General features: G+C 43.0%; 21 protein-coding genes. 9 read left to right on the top strand and 12 right to left on the bottom strand.

Annotated elements, in window-relative coordinates; translation table 11 throughout:
- Window positions 1-100 precede the first annotated feature (100 nt).
- The 4 genes from ATB74_RS06380 (at window position 101) to ATB74_RS06365 (ending at window position 2,967) form a co-directional block, all read left to right on the top strand.
- Entirely contained in the window at window positions 101-703 is a 603-nt protein-coding gene (locus ATB74_RS06380) for a hypothetical protein (RefSeq protein ID WP_061017337.1), read from the top strand.
- Between the two features lie 150 nt (window positions 704-853).
- On the top strand, window positions 854-1,699 hold the full coding sequence (locus ATB74_RS24240) for a hypothetical protein (RefSeq protein ID WP_061017335.1): 846 nt from the start codon (window positions 854-856) through the stop codon (window positions 1,697-1,699).
- Between the two features lie 66 nt (window positions 1,700-1,765).
- Window positions 1,766-2,215, top strand: coding sequence for a hypothetical protein (locus ATB74_RS06370; protein ID WP_155645125.1), 450 nt, complete (start codon window positions 1,766-1,768; stop codon window positions 2,213-2,215).
- Between the two features lie 170 nt (window positions 2,216-2,385).
- Complete coding sequence (locus tag ATB74_RS06365; RefSeq protein ID WP_061017331.1) at window positions 2,386-2,967, top strand: hypothetical protein; 582 nt, start codon at window positions 2,386-2,388, stop codon at window positions 2,965-2,967.
- A 64-nt stretch (window positions 2,968-3,031) separates the two neighbouring features.
- On the opposite strand, the gene ATB74_RS06360 is transcribed toward ATB74_RS06365, so the two are convergent.
- A complete protein-coding gene (locus ATB74_RS06360) occupies window positions 3,032-3,430 on the bottom strand; it encodes a hypothetical protein (RefSeq protein ID WP_061017329.1) in 399 nt (132 codons plus the stop codon).
- Window positions 3,431-3,625: 195 nt separating this feature from the next.
- On the opposite strand from ATB74_RS06360, the gene ATB74_RS06355 reads away from it, so the two are divergent.
- Window positions 3,626-4,105, top strand: a complete 480-nt coding sequence (locus tag ATB74_RS06355; protein ID WP_061017327.1) for an Sbal_3080 family lipoprotein — start codon at window positions 3,626-3,628, stop codon at window positions 4,103-4,105.
- Window positions 4,106-4,313: 208 nt separating this feature from the next.
- Here the strand turns inward: ATB74_RS06355 and ATB74_RS06350 are convergent, their stop codons facing one another.
- Entirely contained in the window at window positions 4,314-5,162 is an 849-nt protein-coding gene (locus tag ATB74_RS06350) for a DMT family transporter (protein WP_061017325.1), read from the bottom strand.
- Window positions 5,163-5,300: 138 nt separating this feature from the next.
- Between ATB74_RS06350 and ATB74_RS06345 the strand changes: the two genes are divergently transcribed.
- Entirely contained in the window at window positions 5,301-6,200 is a 900-nt protein-coding gene (locus ATB74_RS06345) for a LysR substrate-binding domain-containing protein (RefSeq protein WP_017108419.1), read from the top strand.
- Between the two features lie 82 nt (window positions 6,201-6,282).
- Here ATB74_RS06345 and ATB74_RS06340 read toward each other — a convergent pair whose 3' ends face one another.
- Window positions 6,283-7,860, bottom strand: coding sequence for an EAL domain-containing protein (locus ATB74_RS06340; protein ID WP_061017323.1), 1,578 nt, complete (start codon window positions 7,858-7,860; stop codon window positions 6,283-6,285).
- Window positions 7,861-8,192: 332 nt separating this feature from the next.
- Between ATB74_RS06340 and ATB74_RS06335 the strand changes: the two genes are divergently transcribed.
- On the top strand, window positions 8,193-8,615 hold the full coding sequence (locus ATB74_RS06335) for a lysozyme inhibitor LprI family protein (RefSeq protein WP_061017321.1): 423 nt from the start codon (window positions 8,193-8,195) through the stop codon (window positions 8,613-8,615).
- 119 nt (window positions 8,616-8,734) lie between these two features.
- Window positions 8,735-9,526 carry a carbon-nitrogen hydrolase family protein gene (locus ATB74_RS06330; RefSeq protein WP_061017319.1) on the top strand — a complete coding sequence of 264 codons (792 nt, stop codon included), beginning with the start codon at window positions 8,735-8,737 and terminating at the stop codon, window positions 9,524-9,526.
- A gap of 86 nt (window positions 9,527-9,612) precedes the next feature.
- On the opposite strand, the gene ATB74_RS06325 is transcribed toward ATB74_RS06330, so the two are convergent.
- From ATB74_RS06325 to ATB74_RS06290, 8 genes are all read right to left on the bottom strand, one after another.
- The gene (locus ATB74_RS06325) at window positions 9,613-12,072 is read right to left on the bottom strand and encodes a CHASE3 domain-containing protein (protein WP_061017318.1); all 2,460 of its coding nucleotides are present in this window, start codon (window positions 12,070-12,072) and stop codon (window positions 9,613-9,615) included.
- 221 nt (window positions 12,073-12,293) lie between these two features.
- Window positions 12,294-13,295, bottom strand: a complete 1,002-nt coding sequence (locus tag ATB74_RS06320; protein WP_061017316.1) for a substrate-binding domain-containing protein — start codon at window positions 13,293-13,295, stop codon at window positions 12,294-12,296.
- A gap of 153 nt (window positions 13,296-13,448) precedes the next feature.
- The gene (gene rbsK, locus ATB74_RS06315; RefSeq protein ID WP_017064747.1) at window positions 13,449-14,393 is read right to left on the bottom strand and encodes a ribokinase; all 945 of its coding nucleotides are present in this window, start codon (window positions 14,391-14,393) and stop codon (window positions 13,449-13,451) included.
- A 220-nt stretch (window positions 14,394-14,613) separates the two neighbouring features.
- A complete protein-coding gene (rbsB, locus tag ATB74_RS06310; protein ID WP_017058470.1) occupies window positions 14,614-15,492 on the bottom strand; it encodes a ribose ABC transporter substrate-binding protein RbsB in 879 nt (292 codons plus the stop codon).
- A gap of 127 nt (window positions 15,493-15,619) precedes the next feature.
- On the bottom strand, window positions 15,620-16,606 hold the full coding sequence (gene rbsC / locus ATB74_RS06305) for a ribose ABC transporter permease (protein ID WP_017082395.1): 987 nt from the start codon (window positions 16,604-16,606) through the stop codon (window positions 15,620-15,622).
- Window positions 16,603-18,108, bottom strand: coding sequence for a ribose ABC transporter ATP-binding protein RbsA (gene rbsA / locus ATB74_RS06300; protein WP_009844906.1), 1,506 nt, complete (start codon window positions 18,106-18,108; stop codon window positions 16,603-16,605). The genes rbsC and rbsA overlap by 4 nt, the downstream gene beginning before the upstream one ends.
- Window positions 18,109-18,207: 99 nt before the next feature.
- Window positions 18,208-18,627 (bottom strand): D-ribose pyranase, encoded by a 420-nt coding sequence (gene rbsD, locus ATB74_RS06295; protein ID WP_029203033.1) that lies wholly within the window; start codon window positions 18,625-18,627, stop codon window positions 18,208-18,210.
- A gap of 199 nt (window positions 18,628-18,826) precedes the next feature.
- Window positions 18,827-19,141, bottom strand: a complete 315-nt coding sequence (locus ATB74_RS06290; protein ID WP_050621624.1) for a winged helix-turn-helix domain-containing protein — start codon at window positions 19,139-19,141, stop codon at window positions 18,827-18,829.
- Between the two features lie 440 nt (window positions 19,142-19,581).
- Between ATB74_RS06290 and ATB74_RS06285 the strand changes: the two genes are divergently transcribed.
- The gene (locus tag ATB74_RS06285) at window positions 19,582-20,178 is read left to right on the top strand and encodes a porin family protein (protein ID WP_061017314.1); all 597 of its coding nucleotides are present in this window, start codon (window positions 19,582-19,584) and stop codon (window positions 20,176-20,178) included.
- 118 nt (window positions 20,179-20,296) lie between these two features.
- Here the strand turns inward: ATB74_RS06285 and ATB74_RS06280 are convergent, their stop codons facing one another.
- Window positions 20,297-21,340 (bottom strand): endonuclease/exonuclease/phosphatase family protein, encoded by a 1,044-nt coding sequence (locus ATB74_RS06280; RefSeq protein ID WP_061017312.1) that lies wholly within the window; start codon window positions 21,338-21,340, stop codon window positions 20,297-20,299.
- Window positions 21,341-21,668: the final 328 nt, after the last annotated feature.

The following is a 21,668-nucleotide window of genomic DNA, read 5'->3' as shown; positions in this document are numbered from 1 at the left end:
ATTGCCTTGCTCACACCTTAACAGGGCGTTATACATTATTGGATTGCTTCCAAAGCTTAACAATTTTTATTATAATTCTCTTTTTATTAGTTCTTTTAATATGTCTAGATTCAAAAATCTCATTTTAGATGAAATAGTTCCTTACTGCCCTAATACTCTACCTGAGACATACATTGACTTTAACAATACTTTTTCGTCAGAAACTAACTTTGAAGTCAACTCTATCGAAATGATTTTAGGTCGGTCGGTCTCCTTTCCCGTCTATCGAAACCTTAGAAAGCAGATTTCAAAGATTCTTTATAGTAACCCAACGTCGGCGATCACCGGAGAAATGGGAGTATATTTATGTTGGGATGTGATTGACTATGACTCAAGGAACGAGCAATATTTGCTTGAATGTATTTATGTAGGTAAGGGCTGGGCAAAAAATAGAGTAGATAAGCATTTAAAGAAAAAGATGTCTAATAACAGATATTTTATTACCTTTTACGAGTGTGAAAACCGTATTGCTAAATATATAGAACAGCTTTTTCTTGATTATTTCTATTTCGATTTGAACAGGTCAGAGAATCATGGAAAAGAGCCGTTGTACCACTTTATAGATGATATGACTCTTGTTAATGGTTGTTATAGATTTCAAGCAATTGACATAGAGCGTCACATGAATGACCCTAGAGTGCAGAGATCAATGAAATCATTCTAAATAAGAATAATGTATAACAATCTGTTTAAGAGTGATTCGCAACGCTTGGTATTTTTTGCTATGCGTTGCGTTTATTGTTTAAAGTAGCATGCGGAAGCATCGGTATTGCGTTGCTCACACCTTAACAGGGCGTTATGTGTAAGAGGTAAAATGAGTTATATGCAAATCTCTGATTGGATATCGTTAGGTTCTAGTGTCGGCGCCTTAGTAGCAGCATTGGTTGCTTTACTTTCTTTATTTGAACTAGTACGTCAAAGGAAATCAAGTTACAAACCGGATATCGCAGTTTTATCTAGCAAATTTATTATTGAGCATAGTGAAAACTCAGAGCGGTTCTCCTGTTTTTGGTCTACCCCGATTCCAAATGATGAGGGGTTTAGAACTTTGAGAATTGTTAATGTAGGTTTAGGTGTCGCTAAAGATCTGGAGATTGAGTGGATATTTGACGTAAAAAATCTGTATCAAAAAGCAGCAATTTCCTGTCCGAAAGATACGCCAATAGAGGAAAAATTAATACTTGAGGGGGAAGAGGTGTTCATCAAAGTTGGCGATATTTCGACTTTGTTGCCATTAACTACAGAGCCTGAGAATGAACTCCCTTATCTAGTTCCTAGTACCATTTCTACGGATGGGCATTTGATTAATATCCCATCATCGTACGAAGCTTTGGTCACAATGTGGATATACAACAAGGTGATTTCAGGCTCTGATTGGGACTTCAGTGATATTGAGCCTTTGCAATTAAAATTATCTTTCTTTGACCTCGGAAGAAAGAGGCATACTCAAAAGGTTACATTGAAACCAAAATTTAATAGCAGTATAAAAAATTCAGTAAGTGATGAGTTTTCGTATTTTCGGTTAGAGTTCTCGCTTGGAAATTACACATACAAGGCGTTTAAGACAGATTCCCAACGCATGGCATTTTTCATTCCATCGTTGGGTTTTGTGTTTAAGGTGGTATGGTTAGGTTTCGTGGTGGCGTTGCTAACAACTTAACAGGGCGTTATGTACATTCGGAGGAACGAATTCGCAACTAATGTGTTATAGGGATATGTAAAGAGCTTGAACCTTTCTTTTTTGGGGCTAAATATCAAGCTCTTAAGGCGAACTATCTCCACTTTATTATTAAAAGGTAAACCTAAAATGAATGTACTTATCCTACGACACTCTGCTGAACAAGCTGAAATTAATGGTAAGCGCCATGTAATGAAAGCGTCGGAGCTAGAGCACTCCACTGGATATGCTTTAAACAAAGCTCAGATCGCATCAATTAAGGTTGGTGACCCAATTTATATCATCGACAAAGACAATGAAATTGCGTTTTTGGGAAAAATTGAGGCACAACAGCAGCGCTTTGTTCAGTTCCCTACAAAAAAGGAAAAGCGACAGGACTTTACAATTAAGAACATTAAACCTAAGGCTTATGTTCGTGTCCCTTTCGTTAAAGGTTGGGAGACTCATAGAGGTGTTAAGGTAATGCCTTTTCAGGAGTTTGAAGCATTGTTCGCATAGTCTATTGATATGCACATAACAAAGCACTTAAGAGTGATTCGCTACGCTTGGCAGTTTCGCTTCGCTCAAGTATAGCCAAGAGTTGCTTACACCTTTATGTGGCGTTGTGCCACTAATTACATACGGAATTCTATATAAATTGCGGTTGTCATTTAAACCTGAGATCATTTATGAATAAGTTACTCGTTGAAGCTTTATTGCAGTTGGCAGGTGTAGCGTTAGATAAGCTAGAAAAAGATAAAGAACTTCAAGATAAGGTCATCAGCAAATTTCGAGGTATAGCAGATCTGATCCAAGAAAAGTCTGGTCGAGTAAATGTCCATGATATGGATACAGCCATTCAATTATCTTTGGACACAGCGATTAAACGAGATAAAGAAACAATGTGCCAAGTGCTATCTGTTATAACTACCTTATATGCAACTACGGATGTCAAGCGTGGGGCTATATGTGGTGGTACTTTATTGAAATTCTTTGGAGAGGATGTATTCCCCCATATAGACCAAAGAGAGTTGCGTTTTGCTAAAAATATCAATGACAAAGTCTACAAAAATGTCTTAGCTACTGTTGAAGCAAACTTCGATGAAAAAGTATCTAACTATCTCGTTAAAGACTACGCAGACTTTTCAAATGTACAGCCCACTTCTAGTTATTGGGGAACAACTGATGCGATTGAGGGGATATTGAGACCAGTAATGAAAAATGGTTCCAAAATCTTCAATTTTGTAAAAAACGTTGCTGCGAAAAAGTAGCATAATACAAGCATTTAAAAATCAAGCCTACCAAACAGGGCGCCATTAACAGGCGCCCTTTGTATTAGTTGGAAACACTGTAAGTGTCGTAATCACGCAGTAAGAAGAGTGCGACACAGGCTGCGAGCATTGGCCAAGAGGCAAAGAATAGTAGGTTGTTGAACGGGTCCATGTACTTAGCGAAAGAGGCGAAAGTTGAACCTGCATGCAGGACTAAAATTGTGCCGTAGGTGTACTTCTTCCACATGCCGACGACAAACGCACCTAAAAAGCCGAGCTGCGCGACACCCAGCGCCATCATCGCGTTGTCCGAGATGTCGACGCCATAAAAACCAGACAGCACTTTTACAGCGTGTTCAGGGACAAGGATCTTATCCAACCCCCAGAACAAGAAGACGATAAAAATACCGATTCTTAGTAGCAGTAGGCTGGTCGCCAGTTTGGTTTGAAGTGACTTTTCCATGATATTCCTTTTATGCATTCAAGATGCGATGACGTTAAATGTTCATCAAAGGAGACCTATGGCTTTTGTGTTTTCTTTCGCGGTTTTTCAGTGACTTATGTAACAAGGAATGTCTGGTTGATCTTTGTTTATATAATATGTCGTTTTTTTGATGTGGTATCATTCATGCAATTAATTATTAATGGATTATAAAACGTGAAAAAATACCTACTATTATCGCTTTCGGTTTTAATTTTGGCTGGTTGTGGAGCCCCTCGTTACACAGGGAGTGCGATTCCAGAACCTACGACTGAAGTGGATGTTGTGATTGTTAAAGACGCTGAAACACGTGAAGGGTTCTTGAATACCATGGAAACGTGGCTGCAAGATAACGATTATACCTACACCGTCGTACCGGATAAGTCGCAGCACGATCTTGATAAGCTAACTCTGGAGTATGAAGGCCATTGGAGCTGGGACTTGGCGTTGTTCTTAAAGCAAGCGGAGATCAATGCTTATCAGAACGGGCAAAGAGTCGGTGAAGTCGAGTTCAAAGTTCCATATACGGCTAACCCGAACAAGTTCGGTAATGCAACTAAGCGTATTGGGTTCATGATGGATACGATATTTGGTAAGAAAACCGCTGAAGAAGCGACAAAAGCGGCCAATTCATCTGATTCAAAAGCGACGAACTAGTTTAATTGGCTTACTAGTTCCTCCCTTTATTCACTTTCTATTTTTCTTTAAGCTTAGCTCGAAGAGACGAAGAGACGAAGAGACGAAGATGTGAAGCCGTCGCTTTTACCGTTACGGCTTCACATCGTTCATATTAATTAAAGCTCTTGTCTGAAGTGATACCTTACTCATTTTGCTTGGTATTCAGGCCTGATATCAATAAACTTCGTTAGCTTTGCTTCTTTTCATTTCGAGCCAGCCAGATGAGTGGCAGTATGATCATCGCAGTGCCAATCGCCATTGCAATATCAGGCATTTCACCAAACCAGACCAACCCAACTCCCACCGCTCCGAGTAAGCCGCTGTATTCAGCACTGGCGATTTTGTTGCTTTCTGCTGATCGGTAAGTGACTACACATATCGCCGCGTAGATGAGGATAAAGCCGCTTGACCCTGCAGCAGTGATAAGTGGTGACCAATCCCATTCACGGCCTTCCCAAATGGCGAGTCCAAGTGATGCCGGAACTCCTGCTAAATTGGTTAACAACAACGTTTGTGCCACGGTTTGGTGCTTCGGAAGTTTGCGAATTAACAAGTTATTACTGGCAATAGTTAACGCCACGATAAGCGCTGCAATGGCCGCCCAATCGATCTCTGTTGGGCGAATGATGACCAGAACGCCCATAAAGCCGAATATTCCAGCAGCAATGGAGTAGCGGCTGAGTTGTTCTTTGAAAAATACCAAGGCTAACGGCAGCATCATCAAAGGTGCGGCGTAGAAAATCGCGTTGGCGGTGGCTAATGGCATGGCATTGATGGCAAACACCATAAAGATTGCGCCCAGCAACCAGATATGCGCGCGCAGGGCATGCCATTTCAGCCCGTCGGTAAAGCTCTTTTTACTCACACCAATACAAAAAGGCAGAAGGATCAACACGGCAGTTAGCTGTCTGAAGAAGACAAATTGAAACACAGCAGTGTCTTCACCCAAGGTTTTAATTAAGGCATCAGAGAAAACCGCAATTAGATTGCCGACAATGAGTAAACTCATTGCCATTCCAACAGACATTGTAGGCATGAAGAAGCTCCTATCATTGACTGACACGTGTTCAGTGTGAGTTAAAAGAAAATGAAGAAATGTGATGGCGTAATCTTAATGCATAAAATCGTTTCATATATAATGATAAAAATTCACTTAGTATGAGCTGAGCTAATAATGAAATTACCCCCTTTGAGATCAATACAATGTTTCGAATCGGTCGCTCGTTTAAATAGCTTTTCTCAGGCGGCTATCGCGCTTCATGTTACTCAAAGTGCGGTGAGTCATCAGGTTCGCTTGCTAGAGGAATACTTAGGTGAAACCTTGTTTGTGCGTCAGGGAAGGCGTTTATCGCTCACCCCGATAGGAGAGCGTTACTACGAAGATGTGTCTCATTCACTGCAGAATATCGCGCAAGCCAGCTACCAAATTCGCGAAGGTGACAGTGGGAAAATTCGGATTGCAATGTACAGTTCTTTGGCGGTGAAATGGTTGGTGCCTAGGCTCGAAAACTTACGCCAGCAGCATCCAGAAATCGATTTAACGTTAAGTATGGTAGCTGACGAGCCTGAGTTCTCGGATCAAGTAGCCGATTGCTTTATCACTGCCTACCCGCCAAAGAAAAACTACGTTAGTGACTTCCTATACAAAGAGCAGCTCTATCCGTTCTGTAGCCAAAAGGTGTGGCAGAGAATCGAAGATAAACCTTTGCCAGAGGCACTATGGGATCAGCAGTTACTTTCAGTAAGTTCAATCTTCAAAGACGGGGGTGAAGCGAAAGACTGGATTCAGTGGTGTGAACGGGGTGGTTTCAGCTTGCCAAAGGATGTGAAAATTAGCCAGTTCAGCCACATGGTGCTAGCTGCCGAGGCTGTGAAATACCATCAAGGTATTGCGTTCCTGAACGACTACTTTCTTAACGATCAAGATCTTCAACAAAACTTGGTGCGTATCCCAATGCACGATTTGCCGACTGGCGACAATATGTATTTTGTCTACAAAAAGTCGAGAGCTAAACAGTTTGAAATCAAGACTCTAGGCCATTGGCTTAAACAGCAATGTTTTGATTATGAGTAAGCAGTGAACAAGATCTTATGCTCACTGTAAGCGTAGATTTGAAGTAAAAAGAGTCTACGTAGGCTGCAATCATCAAATCTACTTAAATTTGCTGATACTCCTGCGTTGATGCTGAAGGTTCCTCAATGCTATCGGATTCAAAATGCTGTTGCTTGAGTAAGCTGATAGTCAGGTTTATTGGCATTGGCTTATAAAAATAGAAACCTTGAATATAATCGACGCCTAGCTTAGATAAGATTTTTACTTGTGACTCATACTCGACACCTTCGACGATGACTTGCATGCCCAGAGTTTGAGAAAGTTGCAGCATGGATTCAAGCAAAGGGATACCAAGGCTTGATTCGTCTGATATGTTTTTCACGAATACGCGGTCGATTTTAAGAATGCTAAACGGGAACTGTCTTACAAAGTCTAATCCGGCGTAGCCTGTACCAAAATCATCAATCGCAACTCTTACGCCCATGTTCGATAGTTTGGTTAGGTTGTCTCTAATTTTGACCATGTCGGCATCAGAACATTCACCATCCTCTGTTACTTCAAATACCACCTGTTTGAGAATCTCAGGGTGTTTTTTAAATATGCTAAGCACTTTGTTAGAGAAGTTACTGTTGGACACGACGTTTCGGCTGATGTTGACGCTAATGTACTTTGACTCAAATACATCTTGATTGTTTTTCAATGTGATTAAGACCTTGCGTAATACAAAGTAGGTCAGCTCTTCAATTAAGCCTAAGCTTTCAGCAAGCGGTATGAAAATAGCAGGGGAGACGTTACCTTCAATGGGGTCATTCCATCGTAATAGTGACTCACAGCCGACGATCTCGTTGGTGTTTTGGTTAACGATGGGCTGCATGTGTACATGTAGGTGTTTGTTTTTTAGCGCGCTTGAAAGTGAATACTCTAAGCTACGCTGGCTCTGCTTTTTGTGTTTAGCAGAGAGCAGGCAGATAGTGGTGATTCCCGCCATGAGAAACCCAAACCATGAAAAGCTCATGAGGAAGTGTATGTAGTACTGGTGTCCGATGTAGGAGGTAATGGCCAACGGGTAGGCATCTGATTGTATGCGTACTTCTGCGAGATATGATCCGGGATCGGTAGGGTGAATATCTCTTTTAATCACTTCAACCTTAGAGTTTATACCATGGCTACTCAGGCTCGATTCTACAAGATCGTAGATGAAGTGTGGCGGTATCATAAGGCTCACCCCGGCTTCTTCTTTGTTCGAGAAAATGAGCATGATGGATTGTACTTTAGTAATCGCTGCACTCGAGTAGGACAGAGTGGTTAAATTTGGATCTTCATTGAGCCTTTCTCGAATGGTGCTATATAAGCGAAACGACACATCGCCATCCGTGGTGGAGCAATAAAAGCGGTTGTATTTATTGAATACGGCGGCTTCTTTTACCCAATCGGCATTGAATACATTTTGACGAAGCTCGGTCACTACGGCGTCGCAAGAAAGATCGGGCGTGATCTCTGAGAGAAAACTACCAAATCGAGCTTGGATCTCTTGAAGCTTTGTTTCTACTAACTGTGAAGACTTTTCGGTTAACGCATGATAATGAGACGGTGTAAAAGGTATGAGTAATGCCATCGACAAAATGAAAGAAATGGCAAAGTAGAATGTGGTCTTGGCAAAATGTTGGTACTTGATATCCATAGTAGGAAAAGCGTTACCGATTGGATGAGCATTCGATTTAATTTATAAATTTAACGATTAAGTGGCAAGATAAATAATAATTATTGTGAATGCAGACACGAATTATTGATATAAATAATGTGTTTTCTATTTTTACCAGCTAAATCTGAGCGTTATCTCGTTTATTTGAATTGGCGATGCGTCATTTTTGATAATTTATACGGATAATAAATGCTTATATCCTGATAAGTTTTGTTATTTGGCCGAGCTGAATGAACTGAATATTGAGCCTCGTTTAAATGAAAAAAGTCGTGTCACGATTCATTTTGGTGGTGACAGTATTAAGGATGTTTATGAAAAAACTGATATCAGCACTTATAGTTGTGTGCTTCTCATTCTCTGCGTTGTCTGATGAGAGTGTTGTTGACTGCGAGAATGCGATGAATACCATCGAGATCAATCAGTGTGCCGCAATTGAGTTGGAATCCGCACAAGCGGAACTTGATAAATACCTTGAAGCCAGCTTTGAACACAACTCTTATGATGCTGAGCTAGTGAGTTCAGTCAAAAGCGCGCAGGAGAGCTGGCAAGCTTACGTCACGGCGCATTGTGACTCTGTGTATACCCAATGGCGTGACGGTTCTATTCGAGGGGTCATGGCGCTTTCTTGTAAGACTAAGTTAACCAAGCAACGGACTTATGAAGTATGGGAGAACTTCTTAACTTACATGGACAGCACGCCGCCAGTGTTGCCAGAACCTAAATTGATGGAATAGATAGGCGAAAACGAACTTGAGAGTGTGCGCTTGCTTCAACGGTTTGGCTTGAAGCAGGAAAGCGAAGGGCGATTCCCTTACTCTGCGTTTGATTTGTGTTACCCAGTAAGGATTCGATTTTGAATAATGTCAGCATCACCCTTATTCAGCTTGAAGTTGAATACAAAAATAAACAACAGAACATTGATTCGGTTTCTGAGCTTTTGGACGCTGAGTCGTCAGTTGGCGATATTACTTTACTGCCTGAACTGTTCACTACTGGGTATATTTTTAATGATGTCGGAGAAATTCATGAACTCAGTGAAGACTTCAATGGTAGCCCGACCATAGACTCGCTAGCTTTGCTTGCTAAGAAACACCAGACCTTGATTGTTGCTGGCCTTGCTGAGAAAGAACAAGATCAGTATTACAACAGCGTTGCAGTTATTGATGCTTCCGGTTTACGACATAAATACAGAAAAGTCAGCCAAACCAAATTCGACAAGCAGTATTTCTCGAGAGGGGAGGAACGCCTCATGTTTGAGCACAAAGGCTTGAAGTTTGGTGTCGCGATTTGCTTTGATATTTGGTTCCCGGAGATCATGAGAGCCTATCAGTCGGTCGACGTTATTCTTCATCCTGCCAACTTTGGTGGCCATCACAGCTTTGCTATTGCTCAAGCGAGAGCTTTAGAAGAGAGGTGTCATGTCGTGACGTGTAATCGCGTTGGGCAGGATGTTGTTGATGCGTTTACCGCGACTTATTGTGGTAGCAGTAGAACCTATTCACCAAAGGGGGACTTAATGCTTCAGCTCAACGAAAAGCAATCGGTAGAAACTGTGAACATTCAAGATCTCTCGATTGCGCCGCAATATAATGGCATTGATGTCGAAGATGAGATGCAGCAAATTACCGCTCTGTTACAACGTTAAATCGTTAGAACGAAGACTATAGCGATGTAAGATCGAAAAACGCAAGGTGATTAAGCCTTGCGTTTTAGTTTAGGAACGAAGCGTTCTTAAGCCTTATCATTCATTTGATTCAGATGCTCGACTGAATTCGCGGTTTTCATCCGCTGAGCTTGATGGATGTTGACCATAAGCCGATTGAGCAGTTTTTGTAGTAGTTCAATATCAGGCAGTTGCTGGTTTTTTGCTTGTATTTCAAGCTCCAATGCCTGCTTTGACAGCGTGCCGAGGCCTAAATTTAGCGACATGCCTTTAATTGAGTGAAGAGTACGACAAAGTGGCTCCAACTCCTTCGCTAAATAGTATTCGATGACGTGGTCAACAGACAGCTCGAACTCAATAATGGTTGAGTCGATGAGTAAGCTGAACCCTTCCGCGTCGTCTTTCAGTATGTGTATCACCTCTGAATGGCTAATCTCTTCTTCCGTTAACCTTAACGTTTCAATAGGCTTGCGATGAAGTTCGACAACATTTTCATTCTTAAGCGAACCTTCAGCTGTAGTTTGTTTCGGTAATCGACTTGAGAACTGTTGTAGCGCGTCGAAGAAGCTCTCTTGTTGCAAAGGTTTGGTAAGAACATGGTCGACGCCAGCCAGAATAAAGTTGTCATGAGCTTCACGGAATACATCTGCCGTGTAAGCGAATATTAAGGTGTCTAGCTTTAGTTTGTCACGGATGTATTGAGTTGTTTCGACCCCATTCATTTCAGGCATGTGATTGTCCATCAAGATAAGATCATATTTATTGGTTTTGAGGCGTTCAATTGCAAGTTTTCCGTTTTCTGAAAGGTCGACATGATGGCCGAGCTTTTCGCAGAAACCTTGTGCAACGATCGCGTTAATACGATTGTCTTCGACCAATAAAATGCTCAACGAGCTGCAAGTCAGCTTCTCCGTATTGATTACTGGTGTTGCGACATCCCCAGTTTTCCCTTCTTGCCATGCGATAGGCAAGGAGACTTGAAATTTTGTTCCGAGACCGACAGCACTGGTTAATGTGATTTCTCCGTTCATGAGGTTGACTAGGTTCTTGACGATTGCGAGGCCAAGCCCTGTTCCGCCAAACTTCCTTGTTGTCGAAGTGTCGGCTTGTTCGAACGAATTGAATACCTGTTCGTGCTTATCTTTCGGGATACCAACCCCGGTGTCTGTCACGGTGATAATCAGCCGGTTGTTAGGGCGATTGAGGTCAGCTTGAATGGAAACATGACCTTCTTTGGTGAATTTGGTCGCATTGCCGCCCAAGTTGAACATGATTTGGCGTAGCCTTGCACAGTCTCCGACGAGTTGGATGTTTTTCGGTATGTTATTTTCGATCAACAGGCGAATGCCTTTTTCATCGGCTAAGGGTTTTAGAGCGCTGCATACAGGCTGCATGACTTGAACAAAATTAAAGGGTGTCATATCTAGCTCAAGCTTATTTTCTTCGACTTTTGAGAAGTCCAGAATGTCGTTGAGTATCGTCATCAAGTGGTGACCAGAATCGAGAATGATGTTGATGTTCTCTTTTGTTTCGGGTTCTTGGGTCTGGCTTGCAATGATCTGAGATATTCCAAGAACACCGTTCATTGGTGTTCTGATTTCGTGGCTCATGGTAGACAGAAAATCGCCTTTGGCTTTTACTGCGGCTTCTGCTTTGGTTCGTTCAGATATTAGTTCCTGATTTTTCGCTCGCATTTCACTGTCATTACTGATCAAATTGGCTGTCATTTTTTGAAAGCTTTGTTTGAGGTGAGCGATTTCGTCTTGGGTGTTTATATTTGAAGCCAACTCCAGAGTCGCAGCGCCTTGATCTAAATGGCCAGCGGCAACTTGGTTAGTGGCTTCAAGTAGGGTGTGTAATCTTCGATTAATACGCTTTGACACCCATGCAGCAACAATCAGAGAAATGAATACCGAAAAGAGCGTTCCGACGAATAGAACGTAATCGGTTTGCTTAGCGGAGTTATCAGATTTAACAACACGAACACTGATTAATTGTTCTTCTATTTCAATAAATCGAGCGATTTCACGTCGTATTTGGTCAATCAGTTGCTTTCCCGTTTGCTGCTTGGTGAGTTCTACGACACTCTGCATGTCTGCTTCACCTTTGTTAACGAGGTTGCGCTGTAAGATTTCCTTCTCTCCGGATTCTTTGAGCCAAGCTTTATGGATATCATCAATTCTGTTTAGGCGATCAACTTGAGGTGGATTATCGCTAACTTGAGTAGCAAGGGTTTGAATTTTTTGACGCCACACATCGAGTGCGAGGTGGTAGGGCTCCAAAAAGACAGGGTCTCCTGTGATTAGGTAGCCACGTTGTCCTGTTTCCATATCTACGACTAGGTTTAGCAACTCCTGAGCTCGAGCAATGGCTTTGTGAGTATGGAGAACCCAGTGGTTGTCTTCGACCATAGATTGGCTGTTTTCATGAACAGAAAACGAAACAGCAACCATTAAGGTGATAGGAATCAAAAAGCTCACTAATAGCTTCTTTTGCAGGGATATTTTATCAAACCAGCCCACAATCATAAAACAGCGCTCTCCATGTCGTTGTTATTCATTGTTAGTGTAGATGATAATCAGTCGTTAAGTGCGTAAATAGTTGCTGAGTGCGCAAACGCATATTTTAGCGTGTAAGTTTCGCATATTAAGGGCATTTTAGTGGCGAGTAAGTGGCGTTATTATGTTCCAAAGACAAAAAAGCTAGCTCAATAAGCTAGCTTTCAACGGTGTGATGAATGTGGCGAGTATTAAATCGCTTTTACACTGCTTCGCTCGACAAGAGTCGGTTCGAGTTCAACGACTTGCGGGTAGGCGTCTGGCGTTTGTAATCGGCTTAGCAAGGTATCGACCGCCGCTTTACCTAAACGGTGTTTTGGCTGGTGGACTGTGCTTAATGCGGGTGTCATGTACTTCGACAGATGGATGTCATCGTAGCCAATAATAGACAGATCATTCGGAATCGAAGTACCATCTTGAGCCGCGGCGTGAATCACGCCCATTGCCATCATATCATTACTCACAAACAGTGCACTAGGCATTCCACCACGCGCTTTTAGTGTCTGATAAGAATCAAAGCCACCGTCACATTCAAAGTTGGATTCAACAATCCACTTAGGGTTGACCTCTAAATTCGCTTCTTCCATCGCTTGCTTGAAGCCTTGGTAACGAGACGAAGCTTGATTGCGGTGCAGTGGGCCTGTGATACAACCAATTTGAGAATGGCCGTTATCAATCAGGTGCTTAGTTGCCATGTAGCCACCTTGGTGCGAGTTGTCTTGGATCTTATCGCTCGCAAACAACATAGGGCCCCAATCCATTACTACAACAGGCAACTCCGGGTAGCGCTCGAATACATCGATATGTTCGCCTTCAAGGGTAGAACACATCAGCATCAAGCCATCGACACGCTTTTGCAGTAAAGTATCGATGGACGATTTCATGCGTTCGCTGTCGCCCTCGGTATTACACAAAATAAGGTTGTAGCCTTTTTCGTAGCAACGACGCTCCACACCTTTAACTACTTCACCAAAGAATGGGTTGGTAGAGGTGGTAACAAGCATTCCCAAGGTTTTGGTTTGCTTCATTTTCAAGCTACGAGCCAATGCAGAAGGCGCATAGTTGAGTTCTTTAGCCGCAGTGTTAACACGCTCAGCAATCTCTTCGCTGACAAAGCGTGACTTGTTGATCACGTGGCTAACGGTAGAAGTCGAAACCTTTGCGAGCCGAGCGATGTCTTTCATTGTTGCCATAAAAAATCCTTGTGGGAATAACCTATCCACGTTGGGCGATATTCTGCCTGAAAACAGGGGCTTATGCTTGTTATTTGTTGTTACCGAATTTGAAGGCTAACATCCGTTAACCACGGTTTAGCTCAGGAGTTAGGCCTTCAAATAGGTATCAAGCTAAGCAGACAGTTGCTCTGCCAAAAACGCATCAGTTTCAGCACGGCTTGGAATCGAGGTTTGAGCACCAAAGCGTGTTACAGAGATAGCAGCAGCAGCGTGGGCAAATTTAATCGCACGCTCTAGTGGCATATCTTCAAGCAAGCCTGTCACCAACGCGCCATTGAAAGTGTCACCAGCGGCAGTTGTATCTGTTGCTTCAACACGGAAACCTGCGATTAATTCACCTTCGCTGGCTTCATTGCCTTGACCGCGATGACTCACCCACACGCCTTTCGCGCCTAGCGTGATCATTACCGTTTCGATGCCTTTAGCATGCAGAGCCAACGCAGCCTGATGAGCAGATGCGTTGTCCGTCACGGTAATGCCTGTCAGCACTTCTGCTTCGGTTTCGTTCGGTGTAATCACGTCAACACAAGCAAGCAGTGAATCCGATAATGGACGAGCAGGAGCTGGGTTTAGAATGACTTGCGTGCCACTCTCTTTTGCTACTTTCGCAGCGTATTCAATGCCTTCAATTGGCGTTTCAAGCTGAGTTAGCAGGTATTTAGCGCCGCGAATCTTTTCTAGGTGTGGTTCGATTTGATCGCAAGTCAGCTTGTCGTTGGCTTCCGCAGAAAGACAAATACTGTTTTCGCCTGTTGCTGATACTTGGATCATCGCGATACCAGTAGGCGTGTTGTCTGCAACGATCACACCGTCGATGTTGATACCATCTTTAGCAAAATCTTGACGAATGTTGATGCCAAATGGGTCGTCACCAACACAGGCGATGAAGCCAATGTCTGCGTTTAATCTTGCTGCCGCTACGGCTTGGTTTGCGCCTTTGCCGCCAGGGATGACCTGATAGTTACCGCCAATCAAGGTTTCACCCGGACGAGGGAACGAAGGAACTTGCAGTACGTGGTCAGCGTTAACGCTACCTAAAACAATCAGTTGAGTCATGATACGAGCCTTATGATATATCGTATTTGAAAATGCATGGGTCTTTCTCATGGTATTCATTGCTAGCCTTGTCAGCGGCTTATGAGAAACAGCGATGCACTGTCGGATTTTTGCTTTTTGCTTTTTGCTTTTTGCTTTTTGCTTTGAGCCAGTGAGCTAATGAGCTAAGCAAAGCAGGGGATAGGGGACCCCTGCTTTATATCGCGTTATCTAGTAACGATTACTTAGCGATGATTTTTAGAGGTACTGGTACGTACTCGTCTACTGTTTCGCCTTTCAGTACTTTGTCTGCCATTTCGATACCTAGAGAGCCGATTAGGTCAGGCTGTTGTGCAACCGTTGCACCTAGTAGGCCTCGGTTAACAGCAGCGATACCATCTTCAGTGCCATCGAAGCCAACGATCATTACTTCTTTACCTGAAGCTTGTACTGCGCGAAGTGCACCTAGTGCCATTTCATCGTTCTGAGCGAATACTGCTTGTACGTCTGGGTTAGCGGCAAGCAAGTTTTCCATTACGTTCAGACCTTTAGTACGGTCGAAATCAGCAGGTTGGCTTGCAAGAAGCTCAAGGTCGCTGCCGTTTACTGCGTTCATGAAGCCTTCACCACGTTCACGAGCAGCAGAAGTACCAGCGATACCTTCAAGTTGGATTACTTTCGCTTTTTCGCCCACTTTTTCCATGATGAAGTGGCCTGCCATTTCGCCACCGATTACGTTATCAGAAGCGATGTGACTTACTACGTCACCACGGCTTGCACCACGGTCTAGCGTGAGTACAGGGATGTCTGAGCGGTTAGCAATACGAATCGCGTTAGACACAGCGTCTGAATCCGTTGGGTTAATCAGGATTGCTTTAACACCACGAATGGTTAGATCTTCAATGTTCGAAAGCTCTTTGCTTGGGTCGTTTTGAGAATCAAGAACGATAAGCTTGTAGCCTAGCTCTTCCGCTTTCGCTTCTGCGCCATCTTTCATGGTTACGAAGAATGGGTTGTTCAATGTAGACAGAACGATTGCCATTGTATCTTGCGCCTGTGCAGACACAGATACCGTTGTAGAAAGAAGAGCAGCAGAAATAAGAGTCGCTAATTTTTTCATGGTGTAAGTCCTTTGTGTAGGGTGAGCTAGGAGGTGAGTCCTAGCTCGTAGTTACATTATTTATAGATTCTAATATTTTAAGGTAAAACAGGGTGTTACTTGTATTAACCTAGAGTGTGAATAGGTTTTATTTGTTTTTGTTGTCGACCAATACAGCCAGAAGAATAACCACTGCTTTTGCAATCATCTGGTAGTAAGAAGATACGTCTAATAGGTTTAGGGCGTTGTTTAGGAAGCCGATAATCAGAGCACCAATCAATGTGCCCATGATACGACCACGACCGCCGGCTAAGCTTGTTCCGCCAAGAACTACGGCTGCAATGGCGTCTAATTCATAACCCATACCTGCGGTTGGTTGAGCTGATGACAAACGCGATGCCACGATGATGCCTGCAACCGCTGCTAGCAGACCACAGATTGCGTAAACGCCGATTTTTACTTTGTCTACGTCGATGCCTGATAGGCGAGTTGCAGATTCGTTGCCACCTAATGCGTAAACGTAGCGACCAAAGCGAGTGTGGTTAAGTAGGTACCATACCGCTGCGAACACCACGACCATGATCCATACTGGAACTGGGATGCCCATTGCATAGCCTGTACCGAACCAAGCGAATGCGTCTGCTGTGTCAGTAAAACCAGTAGAGATAGGACGACCGTCGGTGTATACCATGGTCACGCCGCGCAATAGAGTCATAGTTACTAGCGTTGCGATGAAGGCTTGAACCTTACCCTTGGCGATAATCACGCCACTGATAGCACCTAATGCTGCACCTGCTACAAGAGCGGTTGGCACTGCGATCATCACTGGGATTTCCATGCCAATCATGCTGGCTGCGAATGCACCACAAAGTGCCAGTACAGAGCCCACACTCAAGTCGATACCCGCGGTTAAGATAACCAGCGTCATACCTACAGCGATAATTGCGTTAACCGAGGTTTGGCGCAGAATGTTTAGGATGTTGTCGACAGTAAAGAAGTTCGGGTTTAAGAAAGAAACGACAACAATCAGGAAGATCAAAGCAATCAATGACTTTTGATCAATCAGCCACTCTTTGCTGATTAACGGTTTTTTCTTTGGAGCTTCAGTTGTTTTGCTCATGGTTTTAGTACTCATGCTGCGTCCTCGTTGATCTTTTTACCGACCGCACACGCCAGTAATAATTCTTGGTTTGCTTCTTTAGCATCAAATTCACCGCTTACACGGCCTTCATGCATCACCATGATGCGGTCACTCATTCCTAATACTTCTGGCATTTCAGATGAGACTAAGATGATGCTCATGCCGTCGGCTTTAAATTTATTAATGAGTTGGTAAATCTCTTTTTTAGCACCGACATCGACACCACGCGTTGGCTCATCGAGAATCAGTACTTTTGGTTTGGTCATCAAGCCCTTAGCGATAGCCACTTTTTGTTGGTTACCACCAGAAAGGTTGCCAATAATCTGTTCGCGAGTCGGGGTTTTGATGTTGAATAGCTTGATGAAGTCATCAACTGCAATCACTTCGTCTTTATGTTGGATTTGACCGCTCTTTGTTAGTAGGTCAAGTGAACATAACGACATGTTTTCTTTAACAGAAAGCCCTAGAACTAAGCCATCGCCTTTACGGTCTTCAGAGATGTAAGCAATGCCATTGGCCAAGCCGTCTTTCGGGCTTACTGGGTTGATGGTTTTGTTTTCTAGGTTGATGACGCCGCGTTCACTTGGAAGGGCACCGTAAATCACTTTCATCAGCTCGGTACGACCTGCGCCCATTAGGCCAGATACACCCAGGATTTCACCGCGTTTTAGCGTAAAGCTTACGTCGTGAACACCAGAACCCGTCAGGCCAATCACTTCAAGACAAGTTTCACCGTGGCTCTGGCCGATACGTGGATATTGTTCGTCTAGCTTACGACCAACCATCATTTCGATTAGGCCATCTTCGTCGGTGTCTTTCACTTCACACTGACCAATGAACTTACCGTCACGCAGCACTGTGATGTCATCACAAATCTCGAAGATCTCTTTCAAACGGTGAGAGATGTAAACAATGCCACAGCCTTCATCGCGCAGTTCGTTAATCACCTTAAACAGAGATTCAGTTTCGGTATCGGTTAGCGCATCGGTTGGTTCATCCATGATGATGACTTTAGATTCAAACGATAGGGCTTTCGCAATCTCTACCATTTGCTGCTCACCAAGGCTCAACTGACCTAGAGGCGTTTTCGAGCTGTGTTTCACGTTAAGGCGTTTAAGTAGCTTGTCTGCTTCTTGGTACATCTCGTTCCACAAGATGCGACCCATGGTGCCCGTGATTTCACGACCTAAGAAGATGTTCTCGGCGATGGTCAATTCAGGGATTAGATTCAGTTCTTGGTGAATGATGCTAATGCCTGCTTGTTGAGAATCACGTGGCCCTTTAAATGCAGCAGGTTTTCCTTGGTAGGCAATAGTGCCGCCGTCCAAGTGGTAGATACCTGTAAGCACTTTCATAAGCGTTGATTTACCTGCACCGTTTTCACCCATTAACGCCATTACGCGTCCTGGATAAACGTTGAGGCTTGCCTTATCCAGTGCTTTAACACCAGGGAAGGCTTTCTCAATTGAGCTAAGTTCTAAAATGGCTTGAGTCATGTCGGTTCCTTTACTCGGGGCCAGTTGTATTTGATTGTTCTGTCTATGTATTGTTTTGGTTCAGTGATAACACTGAGCTGTCGTTCCGTTTTGCTCGAGCTAAAAGGTTACGCCAGCTTGGAAAATAACATTTGCGTAGGGTGTGCATTCACCAGTGCGAATCACTGCGCGGCTCTCATGCGTACGCTCTTTGAATTCTTCATGAGTGATGTAAGTAATCGAAAGCGATTTGCCACAACGTGCTTCTTCTGTCTTGATTAAATCAATCAGCGCTGCGTGGTGCTCTGGGCTTACTTTCGCAAACTCTTCTGCAATCACAACGCCTTCGATTTGAGATTCATCCAGCATGGTTTTTACCGTTTGCTGAAAGCTTGGAACACCGTGAGTCAAAGCAAGATCAATACGAGTTACGTGGTCTGGAATTGGTAAGCCCGCGTCACAAATCGTGATTTCATCTGTGTGGCCAAGAGTCGCCACTAGGTAAGAGAGTTCAGAGTTTATTAGAGTACTTTTTTTCATATCACGACCTATCGAAAAATAACGCTTGATGGGTTGAGAACAACTCAAGAAAAGCCATCGAAACGTTTCGATAGTGATAATAGTGTCTGATTTATCATTTGCACGTTTGATTGTTTTAGAGTGTGATAATGATCATCGAAACGTTTCGATGGGGCGTTTTTTGGTGATCTTAGTCACCGCCATTGATTGCATAAATCCTTTATGTGGGTTCAATCGATAGCGCATATCCAAACTTACTGATGGTAATGATCTGGACGTTGGATGCTCTTAATCGCGCGAACACATTGCGTAGGTTATAGACGACGTTAGCAAGAACATGCGGTGACGAGAGTTGCCCGTCCCAACACACATCAACAATATGCTCTCTTGAAATCGGTCTTCCCACATTTTCCAATAACAAGCAGAGCACTGCTAATAGGTGAGGGCGCAAGGTGATTTTGTTTCCTTGCTGATTGGTAATCGTTCGAGCGTCGATATCAATGATTAAGCCGTTGAAGTCTATTGTGTGGTTCATCGTGTTTTCTGTTCGTCTTATTCTGAATTGTGGAGATTGAGCGAAATTGGCTGCTTTTGGATCGGATAACTATTTAAGTGTGGTTATTTAAGTGTACGAATGGTCAAAGCGCGCGAATTATGCAGAATCGCATCACTCTTGAAAGTAAGCGTTCGTAAGTCTGCGTGAATAAAATCTAAAAATGGGATGGTTTGAAAATTGAGTGGAAGGTTTTATCTAGAAAAGATGTGTTTTTATTTCTTTATTATTCATGTGTTTATTTTGTTATTACTGATTATGTTGGCTGAAGTTACAAAGTGATTATATTTTTATTTATTTTTTTGTTTTCAGTGAGATTAACCTGCTTGCCAATTCGACGGGGTGTCGGATAACTCTAACAAGATTGTGCAGCATAGGAAGGTGTAACAATCTTGATTTGCACTAAGTAAGGTCAAGCAGTAATGAACAACAAATTTATTCTAAGCATCGCGATGATGTCAGCAGTAGCTGCAAACAATGTAATGGCAGCGGACAGCGGTTTCTACCTAGGCGGTGCAATCGGTACGACTGGCATTGATGATGGCGGGCTTTATAACGACTCTTTAGTACCAATTACTGTCGATGCAGACGATGAGACATTTAAGATAATTGCTGGATACCAATTTAATCGCATCGTCGCGCTAGAGGCGCAATACACGAATTATGGCGACGTTGTTGCAAAAAATGCATTAAACCAATCTACTTACACTTGGTCTCCAACTGCATTTTCGATCAGTGCTAATCTAGGTTACACGTTTGAAAATGGAATTCGTCCTTTTGGCATCATCGGTTTGTCGACGATTGATTTAGACCAGTCGCTGCCGGCGCTTGATGACGATAGTGGTGAGGGTATTCGCTATGGTTTCGGAGTTGAGTACACTCCTAAACAGGCTAAAAACGTCAGCTTTAGATTAGGTTATGAAGCGGATGCATTTGTAATTGAGAGCGATTCAAATTTTGAAAATGATAAAGATCTCGTGATCGATTCATTCTACGCAGCTGTTGCTTACCGTTTCTAAATTTTAGACACCATCTAGTAAGTATTTGAATACTATGAACACCGAAGTGGTAATGCTTCGGTGTTTTTATATCGAGATCAGGTGACACGTCTACTTAAAGCGAATCGTAATCAAACAGTTAAGCTTCACGAATATGAGCGGTGACAGCAACGATGGCATGGTCCGTACTGAATTGGTCGTGTTCAAAACTAGGATTAATCAGGTGATGGTCTAACACTGTATAGCTAGAGATCTCCATCAAACTAGACGAGTTCTGACAATCAAACTCGTTCGACATCAAAATGTAGTCGAGTACAGATCCAGAAGCGCCGTAGTAATGGGTAGGTTTACGCTGTTCAAGCAAGTCTTCTTCATGCAGTTGATGGTAAAGATCCCAGCTGTCTTTTAAGCGAAAGTGGGATAGCCAATACTTGCTGTTTTCGTCTCGGTTAATTGAGTAACTCAGCAGCCCTTTAAACTCATCGTGGAACAATGGTTTATTAAAATCACCCATCAACACGACAGGCTGGTCGGTCTGGTAGCGTTGATTGGTGATGTATTGATGCAGCATCTGAGCTTCTAGACCGCGTTGGACACTCGATAACCAAGAGCCAAGCTGTTCTTGGTGGAAGCGTGTGAGTGTGCCACTTTGTGGTTTTTCGCTTTGCTGAGTGTTGTCTGCATCGACAGATTCTGCCTTTGGTTCTGTTGGACGTTGTGATTTGAAGTGCACGACATAACAGTCGGTTGAACCTAAATGGGGTAACGTAATCGTTGCGTGAACAGGTGTTCTGTTGAATGAGAATTTGTCGCCAAGGTTGAATGCTGTCAGTAGTTTCGAATCTGGCGTCACAGGCTGCACGTTTACAATCGGGTAACGGGAAGCAATACCAACGACAGGTGAGGTGTATAGGTAATCATCTTCAACATGTGCGCTATCGACCACAGCAAAGTGAGGGTAGCCAAGCTCATTCATCAATTGTTCTAAAGATTGCGGGCTAAATATCTCTTGGAAGCCGATCACATCACAATCTAATGAACGAATCGCTTCAGCCATCCAATGTTGTTTCTTTTGCCATTCTTCGAAGCTGTAGATGTTCTCAAAATCATAATAAGCATTCGGTGGCTCGAGATAGTTCAAAAGGTTGAACGTTGCGAATGTTATTTGGTTTGGTTTGTTCAAAGTGTCATTCCATTTAGACCTAGGCTGCAAGGATACTCCAGTAAAAGTATAGTTTGTTGATTATTTAGAGCCTAAATTTGATTAGTAAAGCCAATCAACGTCAGTGAGGCTTCCATTATTTACGTTAGTGAGATTATTGTGGTGAAGATTTAGCCTGCGTCATCTAATAACTTCGAGCTGTGACGAGTTAATTGTAAATAAACGGTAAGAGATAGAGTGCTGATGGTTTTATTAGTTATTACATGATGTTAGATTTGAACCTATACTTGTTTTAGCGGCATGCATTCAAAGCCGATGAATCAACTTGAATATAGAATTCATGACATTT

The sequence above is a fragment of the Vibrio splendidus genome (assembly GCF_001557875.1).
GTDB lineage: Bacteria > Pseudomonadota > Gammaproteobacteria > Enterobacterales > Vibrionaceae > Vibrio > Vibrio splendidus_F.
Note: the sequence above shows the minus strand (reverse complement) of the source record. Positions and strands in the feature narration are given on the sequence as shown.